This is a genomic window from Saezia sanguinis (genome assembly GCF_003991585.1).
Lineage (GTDB): Bacteria > Pseudomonadota > Gammaproteobacteria > Burkholderiales > Burkholderiaceae_C > Saezia > Saezia sanguinis.
On record NZ_PQSP01000006.1, the window covers coordinates 19,972 to 35,136 of the forward strand.

11 protein-coding genes are annotated in these 15,165 nt (G+C 54.7%); 3 read left to right on the forward strand and 8 right to left on the reverse strand.

The window, feature by feature from the left end; genetic code table 11:
* Nucleotides 1-33 precede the first annotated feature (33 nt).
* Nucleotides 34-1,350 carry an MFS transporter gene (locus tag CUZ56_RS10580; protein ID WP_126980372.1) on the reverse strand — a complete coding sequence of 439 codons (1,317 nt, stop codon included), beginning with the start codon at nt 1,348-1,350 and terminating at the stop codon, nt 34-36.
* Nucleotides 1,351-1,474: 124 nt separating this feature from the next.
* The gene (locus CUZ56_RS10585; protein WP_126980373.1) at nt 1,475-2,071 is read right to left on the reverse strand and encodes a DUF6806 family protein; all 597 of its coding nucleotides are present in this window, start codon (nt 2,069-2,071) and stop codon (nt 1,475-1,477) included.
* A gap of 294 nt (nt 2,072-2,365) precedes the next feature.
* On the opposite strand from CUZ56_RS10585, the gene CUZ56_RS10590 reads away from it, so the two are divergent.
* Nucleotides 2,366-2,812: a YbaY family lipoprotein gene (locus tag CUZ56_RS10590; RefSeq protein ID WP_204250881.1), complete on the forward strand. Its 447-nt coding sequence runs from the start codon at nt 2,366-2,368 to the stop codon at nt 2,810-2,812.
* 88 nt (nt 2,813-2,900) lie between these two features.
* Here CUZ56_RS10590 and narI read toward each other — a convergent pair whose 3' ends face one another.
* From narI to CUZ56_RS10620, 6 genes are all read right to left on the reverse strand, one after another.
* Nucleotides 2,901-3,587 (reverse strand): respiratory nitrate reductase subunit gamma, encoded by a 687-nt coding sequence (gene narI / locus CUZ56_RS10595; protein WP_126980374.1) that lies wholly within the window; start codon nt 3,585-3,587, stop codon nt 2,901-2,903.
* A gap of 3 nt (nt 3,588-3,590) precedes the next feature.
* Entirely contained in the window at nt 3,591-4,256 is a 666-nt protein-coding gene (gene narJ / locus CUZ56_RS10600) for a nitrate reductase molybdenum cofactor assembly chaperone (RefSeq protein ID WP_126980375.1), read from the reverse strand.
* The gene (gene narH / locus CUZ56_RS10605; protein WP_126980376.1) at nt 4,253-5,812 is read right to left on the reverse strand and encodes a nitrate reductase subunit beta; all 1,560 of its coding nucleotides are present in this window, start codon (nt 5,810-5,812) and stop codon (nt 4,253-4,255) included. Before narH ends, narJ begins: the two co-directional genes overlap by 4 nt.
* 36 nt (nt 5,813-5,848) lie before the next feature.
* Nucleotides 5,849-9,547: a nitrate reductase subunit alpha gene (locus tag CUZ56_RS10610; protein ID WP_126980377.1), complete on the reverse strand. Its 3,699-nt coding sequence runs from the start codon at nt 9,545-9,547 to the stop codon at nt 5,849-5,851.
* Nucleotides 9,548-9,721: 174 nt separating this feature from the next.
* Nucleotides 9,722-11,104, reverse strand: coding sequence for a NarK family nitrate/nitrite MFS transporter (locus CUZ56_RS10615; RefSeq protein WP_126980378.1), 1,383 nt, complete (start codon nt 11,102-11,104; stop codon nt 9,722-9,724).
* Nucleotides 11,092-12,294: an MFS transporter gene (locus tag CUZ56_RS10620; protein WP_126980379.1), complete on the reverse strand. Its 1,203-nt coding sequence runs from the start codon at nt 12,292-12,294 to the stop codon at nt 11,092-11,094. Before CUZ56_RS10620 ends, CUZ56_RS10615 begins: the two co-directional genes overlap by 13 nt.
* Nucleotides 12,295-12,544: 250 nt before the next feature.
* Between CUZ56_RS10620 and CUZ56_RS10625 the strand changes: the two genes are divergently transcribed.
* On the forward strand, nt 12,545-14,437 hold the full coding sequence (locus tag CUZ56_RS10625; RefSeq protein ID WP_126980380.1) for a histidine kinase: 1,893 nt from the start codon (nt 12,545-12,547) through the stop codon (nt 14,435-14,437).
* On the forward strand, nt 14,434-15,099 hold the full coding sequence (locus tag CUZ56_RS10630) for a response regulator (RefSeq protein WP_126980381.1): 666 nt from the start codon (nt 14,434-14,436) through the stop codon (nt 15,097-15,099). Before CUZ56_RS10625 ends, CUZ56_RS10630 begins: the two co-directional genes overlap by 4 nt.
* Nucleotides 15,100-15,165 lie beyond the last annotated feature (66 nt).

Genomic DNA, 15,165 nt, shown 5'->3' on the forward strand with positions numbered 1-15,165 from the left:
ACAACCCACAACACTATGCTTGTGCCCTGCCGTTCAGGACTTTTCTTCATCCCCAACTGATCCATCCTGCAACTCGGCCAGCCAGATACCGCGCTGCACATCCAGCGGCAACACCATCACAATACCGGCCACAAACAGCATGGAAATCAGCCCTACGCCCACACGGGCGCCAAACATCCAGTTCAGCAGGCCAAACAAGACCAGCCCGATGATGGAGGCCAGCCGGGTCGACAGCGACCACAGCCCAAAAAACTCTGCCAGCCGTTTTTCCGGCGCAAACAGCCCCACCATGGCGCGCCCGATGGATTGACTCGACCCCATGCACAAACCGGCCATGGTCGCAGCCAGCCAGAATTCACCTTTGGTGTGACACATCGATACGCCAACACAGGTAATCGCCCACACCAGCAGCACTACAATCAGCATCAGCTTATGACCCAGCCAGTCCTGCAAAAAGCCCAGCATGAACGCACCACCTGCCGCGGCGATGTTAAGCAAAAACATCATCAGGATAATTTCCTGCTGCGTCATGTGCACAACATCCTGCGCGTAAATGGCTGCCAGCGCAATCACCACGGCGACCCCGCCCTGGTAAAACACGGTACTCAGCAAAATCTGCCGCAGGTCAGGAAATGCCCGGACTGATTGGATAGACAACCCTATCTCTGCCCACACCGATGCTCTGCGCAGCAGTGCCTGGCGCGGTTTGGCGCGCTCTTTAAGCAACGCAAACGTCACACAGGCGCATGCGCCATAAATGCCTGCGGTAATCCACATCGTCACCGGCGTATACTCAGCCTCGGTTCTGCCCTGTTTTATCGCCCACAGGATATACGCCAGGCAAACACCCAGCGTCAGCATGCCGCCCAGGTAACCAATGCCCCAGCCCAAACCCGAAATGGTTCCCAGCTTTTCGCGTTTGGCCAGCTCAGGCAAAAAGGCCGCAATGAACCCTTCGCCCCATGAATAAAACGTGTTGGACAGGATGATCATCGCAATGGCCAGCGCCACCGCACCAGCACCAGTCCACCCCAACAGCGCCGTGGTGACAACACAGCCGGCGGTAGTAAACATCAACAGCCTGCGTTTGGCGCCATGCCGGTCTGCCCATTGCCCCAGTGTGGTGGCTGTGAGCATGACGATCAGATACGACACTGCCAGCGCCCATGACCAGGCGGTTGCCCCCCAGGGTTTGTCGTTGCCCACAATCACGCCGGTAAAAAACGGCGCATAAATGGCCGTAAGCACCACCAGCGTATAACCCGAGTTGGCGAAGTCATACATCGCCCAGCCCAGCACCTCGCGGACTTTAACCCCCGGATTCAACGCGTTTTGGATGAAATTTTTCATGCGTCTTCGGCGTCACAGGCACATGGCATGCGGTGGTTACCCCGCAGCAAAGCTCCTGCCCTATTGGTCAAAAAAACAAGCGCCATGACGACGCATACTTATCATCAAAGCCGACATCACACCGTCAGTGCAGCCGTCTTTTCCCCGCATCGTGCAGGCCGCCCAAAGCAATTTCAGACCACATGGTATTGACCGGAAAAAGCGAACTCTCCATCTGCTGGGCACGCTGGCTGAATAAACGATCGATTTCCGCAACAACGCCACCAAGCTCTGCCGCGTCAAAATGCCGCTCCATCGCCCCGATCACATCCTCCACCAGCAAATCACGCTGGGCTTTCAGGATCGCCTGCGGGTTTGGCCCGACAAACAGCAAGTGGTATTCATCTTCCGCATTGTCATCATCGGCATCAAAATAACTCACTTCAATAGGGGCGCCTTCGCGCGCAATTTCATTGAGGCTGCGACACAGCTCCTCAGCCGCCTGGTCAAAAGAATCGTCCCCTTCCACCGTCCAGCACATGCGCAACACATAGTCACTGAGGTCGAACGTCACGCCCGGCTCCTCAGGAAAAAGGCTGCCTGCGGCTTCGTTCAGCGACGATGCGCCGGCAAAACGCCATAAAGGCTGCAACGCCTGCTCAATCTGCTCTGGCATGATATCCCGCCGCACCGGTACATCACCGTGCACGTGAATTTCATACAAAGTATTTGTCTGTGTCATTTCCAATCAATCCTGTTTGACAACCAGCACGGTCTGTAGTCTGCAACCACGCCGGAAGACCTCTTCATCAGGTAAGCTCCATCATAACAAATACCCTGTGAAAAGGGTAACCATTTGTCTCATACCCCCTCGTTTCTCACTCATGTCATCAGCAAACGGTGATTTTGGCCTTTTCCCCTCTTTTGTTTTCACAAAAACCGCTTTGTTGCCGTTTCTTTACACCACTGCCCCTGTCGGCATCCGGTATATCCAGTATTATTTTCCCACTCCTATTGACCAGAAAGAGAAAAGACCATGATCCATTCACATACACTCAAACGTCTGGGCCTGCTGTTATGCGCAGGCGCTGTTGCCATGGTTGCCGCAGGCTGTGCAGGCAAAACTTCTGCTCCCCTGGCAGCCCAGCAGGCTTTCATCCGGGGCGAAGTGTTTTACCTGAACCGCATGGCGCTCCCGGCCGATGCGCAACTGACCGTATCGCTCAATGACGTTTCCCTGGCAGATGCCCCAGCCAAAGTGCTGTCCCGGCAGGAAATCAACACCGCCGGCAAGCAGGTGCCCATCTCTTTCACCCTGACCTATGATCCGACCCAGGTGCAGGCCAACCACACCTACAGCATCAGCGCCCGCATTGAGCAGCAGGGCCAGTTACTTTACATCAACACCGAGCACATCGGCGTCAAACTCGATGGCACCGACCCGCAGCCGGTACGGGTGAAGGTTGACGCTGTAAGTCGCTAACCTCTTTGGTTTTTGCATAAAAAAGGCGCGGCCTCTTTCAAATGCCGCGCCAATGAAGGGAGCTTGTTGCAAGCTATCAATCAATCGGTTACTTTCTGGGCCGTACCAGTTGCCATGGACGAACCAGATAACCCACCGTACCAAACCCGCTCCAGATATGTACCAAACGGGTAAACGGGAAAATCAGAAACAGGCTCATGCCCATGAACAGGTGCAGTTTGAACATGATGGATGCATCAGCCACATAGCTGGCAGCGTCTCCACGGAACGTCACAATGTGTTGCGCCCAGGTCATCAGGCGCACCATTTCGTGCCCGTCGGTATGCTTGGCTGATACAAAAATCGTCGACAACCCCAGCAGCAGCGTCAGCAAAATCCAGATCAGCACCAGCTTATCACGCCAGGTACTGTTCACCGACAGCCGGTCAGAGGAAAAACGCCGGTACAGCAGCATGATCAGGCCAATCAGCGTGATCGAACCAAGAATACCACCGCCCACCATCGCCAGCATCTGCTTGAACTGGTGGCTGATGCCCAGCGCCTCCCACACCGCAATCGGCGTCAGCAACCCAACCAGGTGGGTGAAAAACAGCCCGATAATACCCAGGTGGAACAACACATTGGCTACCCTCAGGTTACCGCGGTGCAGCAACTGGCTCGAATCGGTTTTCCAAGTGTACTGCTCGCGCTCAAACCGCACAATACAACCCAGCAGAAAAACCGCGCCGGCAATGTAAGGGTAAATGCCGAATACAAATTGATTAAGATAACTCATTGTTTATCCTTTCAGACCTGCGCCGGCGGGCGCCTTGGCATAAAAGTGAACAGGTTGAACAGTACTGGCGCTGCCCAGCAACGGCTCCATGCCCTCCGTACTCGGACCAAACTTCTCCAGCGCCTCATCCATATCGCGCACCGGCGTCACACGCAGTGGTTGCGCCTGAACCGGACACAGGTCCTGCAATAATGTGAAAATCCCCGCATATGGCGATTGCGCCTGTGCCAGCTTGTGTCCGATATGCGCCACCACATGAATTGCATCTCCTAACAGCTCACGCGCTTTGTCCAGTGAGCACATCGATAAAAACTCCAGAAACAACGGCAGATAATCAGGCAGCTCATTGCCAGCCGGTTCAAAGCCGCCTTGCTGATACTCCTGCAACAAATCCACCATGGCCTGCCCGCGCGAGCGGTCTTCCCCGTGCAGGTGCTCAAACAGATGCAACGAATGCGACGGCGTGCGGTCAAACGTCAGCACATACCCTTCCTGCAACTCAATCAGGTCTGTACGCTGCAAATGGTGCAACAGCACGTTCAGCGAAGTATTGCCCAATGACAGCTTTTTAAGCTCATTGCGGATATCTTCAATGCCATCCAGCAAATCCTGCTGCGGATACGAGAGCAGCACTGAAAGAATTTTGTAGATGCCTGTGGTCTCGTTCATCTTTTATCCTTTTCAATGTTGTCCTGCCGGTCTTTACGCGAACCGTAAAACACAATTGGAGACGCTTTCTTCTGACCAAACAGACTGTCCTTGTTATAGCCGTCAGAGCAGCCATTGCCAAAGCTGAAACCGCACGAGGCTTTGTCTTCAAACGTGTTCTCCACCAGCTCTTTATGTGAGGAGGGAATCACAAAGCGGTCGTCATACGCGGCCAGCGCCATGATCCGGTACATTTCCTCCACCTGCTCGGCCTGCAGATGCGTGCCGCTGAGCGCGCTTTCATCCACTACCTTTTCAACCGATTTGGCGCGCATGTAACGGCGCATGGCAATCATTGTTTCCAGCGCTTTCACAATCGGCTCTTCCTTGCCGGCGGTCAGCAGGTTGGCCAGGTAGCGCACCGGAATACGCAGGTCTTTCACATCCGGAATAATGCCCTTTTCACCCACCAGCCCGCTTTCAATCACAGACTGGATCGGCGACAGCGGCGGAATGTACCACACCATCGGCAGCGTGCGGTATTCCGGATGCAGCGGAAACGCCACCTTCCACTCCATCGCCATCTTGTACACCGGCGACTTGCATGCCGCGTCAATCCAGCTCTGCGCAATACCCTGCTTCAGAGCTTCAGCCTGCACTTCGGGGTCATTCGGGTCCAGGAACACATCCAGTTGTGACTGGTACAGATCCTGGGTATCTTCCGTAGCGGCAGCCGTTTCAATCTTGTCGGCGTCATACAGCAACACACCCAGATAACGGATACGCCCGACACACGTTTCAGAGCACACGGTAGGCTGGCCACCCTCAATACGCGGGTAGCAGAAAATACATTTTTCCGATTTGCCGGTCGTCCAGTTGTAATAAATCTTCTTGTACGGGCAGCCCGAAATACACATGCGCCAGCCGCGGCATTTGTCCTGATCAATCAGCACAATGCCGTCTTCCTCACGTTTGTAAATCGAACCCGCCGGGCAGCTTGCCACACAGGCCGGATTCAGGCAGTGCTCACACAGGCGGGGCAGATACATCAGGAATGTATTTTCAAACGCCGCGTGCATCTCCTTCTGGATGCCTTCAAATAGGGCATCCTTGGAGCGCTTGGAAAATTCGCCGCCCAGGTCGTCTTCCCAGTTCGGACCCCACTCGATCTTCTCCATTTTCTTGCCGGTCAGCACCGACACCGGGCGCGCTGTCGGCGGCGTCTTCACCTCCGGCGCATTCTGCAGGCGTTCATAGTCGTAAGTGAACGGCTCGTAATACTCGTCAATCTGCGGCAGATTCGGGTTGGCAAAAATATTGGCCAGCAGTTTCACCTTGCCGCCCTGGCGTGGCTTGAGCTTGCCATTGTTTTGCCGTACCCAGCCGCCCTGGTATTTGTCCTGGTTTTCCCATTCCTTCGGGTAGCCCACGCCAGGCTTGCTCTCCACGTTGTTAAACCAGGCGTACTCCACACCATCGCGACTGGTCCAGACGTTTTTACAGGTTACCGAGCAGGTATGGCAACCGATACACTTGTCCAGATTCAGGACCATGCCGATTTGTGCTCTGATTTTCATTTTCTCATCCTTGTCGTCATCGTGTTCGGGTCAAACTCACTCGGCGGCAACAGCGCCCTGTGCTTCTTCTTCCATCCAGTCCACTTTTTTCATCTTGCGCACCACCACAAACTCATCGCGGTTGGAACCCACCGTGCCGTAATAGTTGAAGCCATAGGCCAGTTGCGCATAACCGCCAATCATGTGCGTAGGCTTGAGCACGGCGCGTGTGACCGAGTTATGAATACCGCCGCGCTTGCCTGACACTTCGGCACCCGGCACATTGACAATTTTTTCCTGTGCGTGGTACATCAGAATCATCGTCTCCGGCACCCGCTGGCTCACCACCACACGTGCGGTCAGCGTACCGTTGGCGTTGAACACCTCCACCCAGTCGTTATCCACCAGATCGGCTTTTTTCGCGTCCACTTCCGACACCCACACATGCGGGCCACCGCGTGACAGCGTGAGCATGCGCAGGTTGTCCGAATACGTGCTGTGAATACCCCACTTCTGGTGCGGCGTGATGAAGTTCAGCACAATTTCCGGGTTCCCGTTGCCATGTTTGCCCAGCACCTTCTCGGTGGTCTTCAAATCCACCGCCGGCTTATACACACACAGCCCTTCGCCAAACATGCGCATCCACTGGTGGTCCTGATAGAACTGCTGGCGGCCGGTGATCGTGCGCCAGGGAATCAGTTCATGCACATTGGTATAACCGGCGTTGTAGCTCACCTCTTCGCTTTCCAGCCCTGACCAGGTCGGCGACGAAATGATCTTGCGTGGCTGTGCCTGCACATCTCTGAACGTGATACGGTCATGTTCACGCGGCTTGGCCAGGTGTGTATGGTCAATGCCGGTATTTTTCGACAATGCTTCCCAAGCCTTCACCGAGACATGCCCGTTGGTTTCCGGCGCCAGCGTCAGAATCATTTCTGCCGCGTTGATGGCGGTATCCAGCTTAGGCTGCCCCTTGCCCGCGCCCTTGGTCACCACATTGTTGATCTTGCGCAGCAGCTCAACCTCGTGCCCTGTCTTCCAGTTAATGCCTTTGCCACCATTGCCCACTTTTTCCAGCAGCGGGCCGATGGATGTGAACTTGTCATAAATAGCGCCATAGTCACGCTCCACCACCGTCATGGCCGGCATCGTTTTACCCGGTATCGGGTCACATTCGCCCTTCTTCCAGTCTTTGGCGTCAAACGCCTGTCCCAGTTCCTGCGGGGTATCGTGCATCAGCGGTGTCAGCACCAGATCCTTCTGCATACCCAGGTAGTCTTTGCTCAACTCGGAAAACTTCTTGGCAATACCTTTGTAAATTTCCCAGTCGGTCTTGCTCTCCCACAGCGGTTGCACCGCTTCACTCAGCGGGTGAATGAACGGATGCATATCCGATGTGTTCAGGTCATCCTTTTCATACCAGGTCGCTGTCGGCAACACCACGTCAGCATACAGGCAGGTCGTCGACATGCGGAAATCCAACACCACCAGCAGATCAAGCTTGCCTTCAGCAGCAGGGCGTACCGTGATCTCTTTGGGTTTAATGCATTCCTCTTCTTCGCTCATCACGGCGTTCTGCGTACCCAGCAGATACTTCAGAAAGTACTCATGCCCTTTACCGGATGAACCCAGAATATTGGAGCGCCACACAAACAGATTGCGCGGAAAATTCTTCGGATTATCCGGATCATTACACGCCATATCCAGCGAGCCGTTTTTCAAACCTTCCACGGCATACTGAATCGGGTCTTTGCCGGCAGCCTCCGCCTCACGCGTCACGTCCAGCGGATTGCTTGAAAGCTGTGGCGCAGAAGGCAGCCAGCCCATGCGTTCAGACTTGGCGTTGTAGTCGATCATCGACATCTGCATCACCTGATTGCCATAGGTCGGCGCGGCAATCTCATCCACCCCCAGCTTTTCATGGCGCCACTGGCTGGTGTGTGCATAAAAGAACGATGTCCCGTTCATCTGCCGGGCCGGGCGCTGCCAGTCCAGCGAGAACGTCAGCGGCGTCCAGCCCGTTTGCGGGCGCAGCTTCTCCTGCCCCACATAGTGCGCCCAGCCGCCGCCACTCTGCCCCACACAGCCGCACATCATCAGCATGTTGATAATGCCGCGATACGTCATGTCCATGTGGTACCAGTGGTTCAGCCCGGCCCCCACAATCACCATGCTCTTGCCGTGTGTCTGGTGCGCATTCTGTGCAAATTCACGCGCCACCTGGATCACCAGTTCAGGCTTCACACCGGTGTGCTTTTCCTGCCAGGCCGGGGTATAAGGCACGTCCTGCATATAGTCGCTTGCCACATTGGCGCCACCCAGACCCCGGTCAATACCATAGTTGGCCGCAGAAAGGTCGTACACCGTTGTCACTAAAACCTCTTGACCATCTGCCAGCCGTATCTTTTTCGCCGGTACATTGCGCAGCAATACATCATTGGCATCTTTACCGCCAAAGTAGTCAAATGCCACTGGCGCCACTTCATCATGTGAACCCAGCAGACTCAGACATGCCTTGATCTCTTTACCGCTGCCGTCCTCATGCTTGAGGTTCCATTTGCCGGACTGTCCCCAGCGAAAGCCGATAGAGCCCTTGGGTGCCACAATGTCGCCGGTGCTTTCATCCAGCACCAGTGTTTTCCATTCCGGATTGTTTTCTTCGTTACAGTTGCCATCCAGCTGGCTGGCGCGCAGGAAGTAACCCGGCAGCAAACGGCCATTCTCCTCTGTCAGCACCACCAGGAAAGGCATGTCTGTCAGGCGGCGGCAATAATCGGTAAAGTAATCCGACGGATTTTCCAGATGGAATTCCTTCATGATCACATGCCCCATCGCCATCGCCATGGCCGCATCGGTGCCCTGCTTGGGCGCCATCCAGATATCGCTGAACTTGGCCATTTCGCCAAAGTCGGACGACACCGCTACCGTCTTGGTACCCTTGTAGCGCACCTCGGTATAAAAATGCGCATCGGGCGTGCGTGTCATCGGGATGTTGGAGCCCCACACCATCAGGTAGGTCGAGTTATACCAGTCGGCCGATTCAGCCACGTCGGTCTGCTCACCCCAGATCTGCGGGCTGGCCGGCGGCAAATCGCAGTACCAGTCATAAAATGACAGTGGCACACCGCCGATCAACGACAGGTAACGTGCCCCGGATGCATAGCTGACCATTGACATTGCCGGAATCGGTGAGAAACCAATCACCCGGTCCGGCCCGTAATTTTTCACAGTAAACGCGTTAGCTGCTGCCACAATTTCATTGGCCTCGTCCCAGTTGGAGCGCACAAAACCGCCCAGACCGCGCTTGCTTTTATACGATTTGGCCCTTTTCTCATCCTGAGAAATATAGGCCCAGGCTTCCAGCGGCGACATCGTTTTGCGCGCCTCACGCCACATGCGGGCCAGATGCCCGCGCAACATCGGGTACTTCACACGCTGCGCCGAATACACATACCAGCTGTACGACGCGCCACGCGGGCAGCCACGCGGCTCGTGGTTGGGCAGATCGGGGCGCGTTACCGGATAATCGGTCTGCTGCGTTTCCCAGGTGATCAACCCGTTTTTCACATACACTTTCCAACTGCATGAGCCGGTGCAGTTCACCCCATGGGTGGAACGCACAATCTTGTCATGCTGCCATCTTTGCCGGTAGCCGTTTTCCCATTGACGGTCTTCCTTTACAACAGCGCCGTGCCCATCGGAAAAAGTGCTTCTTGTTTTATTGAAGAAATTCAGCCTGTCTAAAATGTGACTCATACAGCGCTCCGTAGGTTGTATTGCATCTGTGGGTATTTCATAATTACATTGTCTTTAAACTGCGCTCAAAAAACGATTCGCCTAACGCAGCATGTCAGGCGTGCAAAAGAGCTAAACTTGCTCCCCCAAAAGGAGTAGCCCGGCTACTTCTGCACGCGCTTTACTTCATCAGCCTCAGCATGGCACCTCGGCATTTTTACGGGCATAAAACCACCAGTTGATCGCTACACAGGTGACATAAAACACAATAAACCCGATCAATGCCAGCATCGGGCTGCCGGTGGCATCAATGGAAGAACCAAAGCTTTTCGGGATAAAAAACCCGCCATAGGCACCGATAGCGCCCATGAAGCCCACCACTGCGGCAGATTCGCGCGTGGCTTCGGCCTGGGCTTTGTGCTGCAACGCGGGGTCCATGTTTTTGGAGCGGCGGCTGAACAGCGTGGAGAAAATACGCGGTGCCTGTGCAAACGTCGATGCATTGCCCACGCCGGTAAAGGCAAACAACAGCATGAAGCACACAAAGAAACCGATGAAGCTGCCGCCCTGGCCATTATTCGGCAGGCACAGGATCACACCGACCACCGCCAAAATCATGATGATGAAGCTGTACTGCGTCACCTTGCTGGCCGGAACCCGGTCAGACACCCAGCCACCGGCCACGCGCGCCAGTGCGCCCACCAGCGGCCCCAGGAAGGCATACTGGGTCGGGTCAACCGTTGGAAACTCGCCCTTGGTCAGCAGTGGAAATGCCGCCGAAAACCCAATGAACGAACCGAAAGTACCAATGTACAGCCAGCACATCAGCCAGTTGTGCTTGCGCTTGAAAATCACCGCCTGCTCTTTGAACGATGCTTTGGCAGACGCAATATCGTTCATGCCAAACCATGCCGCAATGGCCGATACCGCAATGAACGGCACCCAGATAAACCCGGCATTCTGCAACCAGATCGGCGTACTGCCGCCATTGCTCGCCATGTGTTGCGGCTCACCGCCCAGCGCGCCGAAAACCCCGGCGGTAATCACCAGCGGCACCACAAACTGCACCACCGATACCCCCAGGTTGCCCAGCCCGGCATTGATCCCCATCGCGTTGCCCTTTTCCGCTTTCGGGAAAAAGAAACTGATATTGGACATGGAAGAACTGAAATTGGCGCCGCCAAACCCGCACAACAGTGCCAGCAGCAGCAGAACGCCGTAACTGGTCTGCGGATTTTGCACACAAATACCCAGGCCAATCGCCGGAATCAGCAGGCTCGCCGTTGAAACGGCCGTCCAGCGCCGGCCACCGAAAATTGGCACCGCAAACGAATAGAAAATACGCAGCGTGGCACCGGACAATGCCGGCAGTGCGGCCAGCCAGAACAACTGGTTTTTCGTGAACTCAAAGCCCACGCTGGGCAGCTTCACCACCACCACGCTCCACACCTGCCAGATCGCAAACGCCAGCAACAGCGCAGGAACAGAAATCCACAGGTTGCGCCGGGCAATGGCGCGCCCGCCACTGGCCCACTGCCGTGCATCTTCCGGATCCCAACCAGTAATCAATTTTGCCATGCTTGTCCCCTCACAAAATCTTTTCTTTCAGACATATACATCCACACCAGACTCACTGCCACCGTACCGAACAGCAGCGCAAAACTGCTGGAACGGATGCCTGTCATATCGGCCAGAAAACCGAACATGATTGGCAGCAAGAAACCACCCAAACCGCCGGCCAGCCCGACCACACCAGATACCGTACCGATGTCTTTCGGGAACTGGTCCGAAACAAACTTAAACACAGATGCCTTGCCCACCGCCATTGCCACACCGGCCACAAACAGCAGCACCGTGAACATCGTGACCGACATGCCGATTTTTTCCTGCGGAATACTCAGCAGCAGGAAAATAGCCGCACAAATCCAGAACACCCATTCCGTCACGCGGCGTGCGCCAAACGAGTCAGAAAACCAGCCCCCGACCGCACGCAGCAACCCACCCGGCATCGAAAAACAAGCCGCAAGAAATGCAGCGGTAGACAGGCTCAGGCTGTACTGGTCCTGGTAGTAGTGCACCATCCACAAAGACAGCCCCACATAGCCGCCAAACACCACCGAGTAATACTGGCTGTAGCGCAGCACGGCAATGTCTTTCATCAGTTTGACCTGATCAGAAAATTTGACTGTCGAAGGCACCAGGTGCTTCGGATCACTGTAGGTAAACAGCCAGAACAAAACCGCCGTTACCAGCAGCACCACGGCGTAAACCGTTGGCAGCATCTGCCAGCCTAGTGCAGCAATGATTGCCGGGGCCAGCAGTTTATTGACCGCAGCACCGCAGTTGCCAGCGCCAAACACGCCCATCGCCAGCCCCTGCCTTTGCGCAGGGAACCAGCGCGCCACGTAAGGTGTACCCACAGAAAAAGAACCGCCAACCAGCCCGACCCACAGACCAATCAGCAGGAACTGCCAGAACTGCGTTGCATACTGAATCAGGAATACGGCGGGCACGCACAGCAGCATCAGGATAAAGAACACGATACGGCCACCGTACCGGTCGGTCCAGATACCCAGCGGCACACGAATCAATGACCCGGAAAGCACGGGCGTGGCGGCCAGAATCCCGAATTCGGTTTCAGAAAGCCCCAGATGCTGCTTAATCGGCAGCCCCAATACCGCAAAAACCATCCATACCATAAAACACACGGTAAAGGCCAGCGTACTGGAGGCCAGAACACTATAAGCCTTGAAATCAGCACTTTTCATAAAGCACACCTTTTGCACAAATGAGTTATGCGATGAGCATACGCCTGTGCGCTGCAATAACCTATCGGCCAGAAGGGGAGTAAATGCACTGGCATCCGGTGTAAGATGTTCTAATCACTCTGGCTTAGTACAAACCATTTACCAAACCGCTATGCATAAGAGATAAAATGCATACATATCCTGCCGGGCGCTACGGCAGCCTGCATAGACATATCCCCTGATACAGACGACAGAACAAACGGCCCCTGTGATGAAAAAACCGCTGTACAGCCTTTCGACCAAACTGCTGGTATCCATCATCATCTGGCTGATTGGTGCCGTATCGTTTACCGGGCTGACACTGAACCTGTCATGGGAGCTTGAAAACGGCGGTGTTGCCATCAATGATGCCGGCAGCCTGCGCAAGCGCATGTACCACATGGCCGCGCTTGCCAGTCAGGTTGGACAGCAGCAGGATATCTTCCGGGAACAGACCGATTTTGAGACCGTGGTGGATCGCCTGGAGCGCATCAACACCCAAAGCTGGTTAAACCCCGAAAACGGAGAAATTCACCAGCGACTGCAGGATATCCGCCTGACCTCGCGCCAGATCATTGAACAGTTTTTAAAGGCGGCCAATACAGGAGACCTGAGCCTGGCCCTGTTACACAGAACACAAGACTTCATCACCCAGATTGATGCACTGGTCAAAGCCATTGAAATCCAGAACACCAAAAACATCCGGCTGCTGCGTTTGTTTCAGTTCATTCTGATTGGTATGGTGATCTTTTCGGCATTTGTCGCTATCTTCTTCCTGGGGCGGCTTGTCATTCGTCCGCTGGACATTCTGAAAACCGGTATCCAGAAAATCAGCCATGGCGACCTGGCCGCACGGGTCATCCCGATCAGCCATGACGAATTCGGCGAGGTATCCGACGGGTTTAACCAGATGGCCGCCAACCTGAGCGACCTGTATGACAACCTGGAACTCAAGGTCAAAGAAAAAACACTGGCACTGGAAGAAAAAAACCACGAACTGCAGTTGCTTTATGAAATCACTGCTTTCCTGCACGAATCACAAACGCAGGAAAACATGGCCAAGGGCTTTCTGAAATACATCATGGACATCTGCCAGGCCAAAGCCGGCAGCATCCGAATTCTGGAAAAAGGTAAAAAACAGCTTGACTACATCAGCAGCATTGGCTTGCCTGAATCACTGGTCAACAGCGAAACAGCAGCGCCATCAGAAAAAATACTGGGCGGCATCAGCGCGCACCAGTCCAACATCATCATCCAGCACATTGACCCCAATGACCCACAGTTCCGTGATGCCGGCCTGCTGCCTTTTGACCACAGCGTCATTTTCTATATACGGCACAACCTCAAAGACATCGGTATTCTGACGCTGTATTTTGAACACGACCACCACCTGACCGAACAGGATATCCGGCTGATTGAAACACTCACCAACCAGCTTGGCGTCTCCATTGAAAACCAGCGCTGGGCATTACTGGAAAAACAGCTCGGCATTGTGGAAGAGCGCAACCTGATGGCACAAGGCCTGCACGACAGCATTGCGCAATCGCTTTCATTCTTGAACATGCAGGTGCAGATGCTCGAAAATGCATTGCGCGAACACAACCGTGAACAGGCGCTTGAAAACCTCAAGTTCATTCAGGAAGGGGTGCAGGAATCCTATGACGACGTGCGGGAACTGCTGCTCAATTTCAGAACCCGTATCAATCAGGAAGACTTCCCGCAGGCCGTACAATCCGTTATCAACCGGTTTCAAAAGCAGGTCAATATACCGGTTGACCTGCATATTTCAGACAGTGAGTCCCAGCTCAACATAGAGCAGCAGTTGCAGGCCGTCTTTATTTTGCAGGAAGCCTTGTCCAATGTACGCAAACATGCCCAGGCCCGGCACGTCAGGGTAGACATCTGCAACAATGACGACTTTGTCATGACCATTGACGACGATGGCGTCGGGTTTGACGCCCAGACCCTGCTATCGAAAAAGGACCGCCACGTGGGCATGGGCATCATGCACGAAAGAGCCGCGCGCGCAAACGGGAATGTCAGCATCTCATCACCGCATGCCCGCAAAGGAACCCGTGTCATGCTGACCATTCCCATTTCAGGAGCCAAAAGGAGTACCCCATGAGCCAGAACAAAATACGCATCCTGTTAATTGATGACCACAACCTCTTTCGCAGCGGGCTTAAATTCTTGCTGACACAACAGGGCGATTTTGAAGTCGTGGGGGAAGCGGCAGACGGCCTGGAAGGCGTCAAGCTGGCAGAGCAGTTGCAGCCCGACGTGGTGCTGCTGGATCTGGATATGCCGGTCATGCACGGGCGCGAAGCACTGCCCCAGTTACTCAGCGGCCGCCCTGACCTGACCGTTTTGATGCTCACCGTATCCGAAGATGCGGCCGACCTGGGCGACTGTATGCGCATGGGTGCCAAAGGCTATCTGCTGAAAAACATCAACACCAATTTCCTGCTCGACAGCATTCGCAAAGCCGTTGACGGCGACAGCGTACTCTCGCCTGAAATGACCACCAAACTTGTGGCGCAACTGTGTTCACCACAGCCTTCAACGCAAAATAAAGAACTGGAAAGCCTGACCCCGCGCGAGCGCGAAATGCTGGTGTGGCTGGCCAAGGGTGCCAGCAACAAAGTCATTGCGCGTGAACTGGACCTGGCCGAAAGCACCGTCAAAGTGCATGTGCAAAACCTGCTGCGCAAGCTTGATCTGCACAGCCGTGTACAGGCTGCCGTTTATGCGGTGGAACACGGGCTGGATAAATCAAGTTCGTCCTAAGCGGATACATGCCTGCACTGGCCTGCATGCCATTGCAAACGCAGCAATAAACCCAAGCCTGATCAG

Bases quoted from the DNA above. Each gene is read 5' to 3' on its own strand.
- CUZ56_RS10620 (WP_126980379.1), bottom strand. From the start codon at position 12,294: ATGAAAAGTGCTGATTTCAAGGCTTATAGTGTTCTGGCCTCCAGTACG.
- CUZ56_RS10610 (WP_126980377.1), bottom strand. From the start codon at position 9,547: ATGAGTCACATTTTAGACAGGCTGAATTTCTTCAATAAAACAAGAAGC.
- CUZ56_RS10615 (WP_126980378.1), bottom strand. From the start codon at position 11,104: ATGGCAAAATTGATTACTGGTTGGGATCCGGAAGATGCACGGCAGTGG.
- CUZ56_RS10590 (WP_204250881.1), top strand. From the start codon at position 2,366: ATGATCCATTCACATACACTCAAACGTCTGGGCCTGCTGTTATGCGCA.
- CUZ56_RS10580 (WP_126980372.1), bottom strand. From the start codon at position 1,350: ATGAAAAATTTCATCCAAAACGCGTTGAATCCGGGGGTTAAAGTCCGC.
- narJ (WP_126980375.1), bottom strand. From the start codon at position 4,256: ATGAACGAGACCACAGGCATCTACAAAATTCTTTCAGTGCTGCTCTCG.
- narI (WP_126980374.1), bottom strand. From the start codon at position 3,587: ATGAGTTATCTTAATCAATTTGTATTCGGCATTTACCCTTACATTGCC.
- CUZ56_RS10585 (WP_126980373.1), bottom strand. From the start codon at position 2,071: ATGACACAGACAAATACTTTGTATGAAATTCACGTGCACGGTGATGTA.
- CUZ56_RS10630 (WP_126980381.1), top strand. From the start codon at position 14,434: ATGAGCCAGAACAAAATACGCATCCTGTTAATTGATGACCACAACCTC.
- CUZ56_RS10625 (WP_126980380.1), top strand. From the start codon at position 12,545: ATGAAAAAACCGCTGTACAGCCTTTCGACCAAACTGCTGGTATCCATC.
- narH (WP_126980376.1), bottom strand. From the start codon at position 5,812: ATGAAAATCAGAGCACAAATCGGCATGGTCCTGAATCTGGACAAGTGT.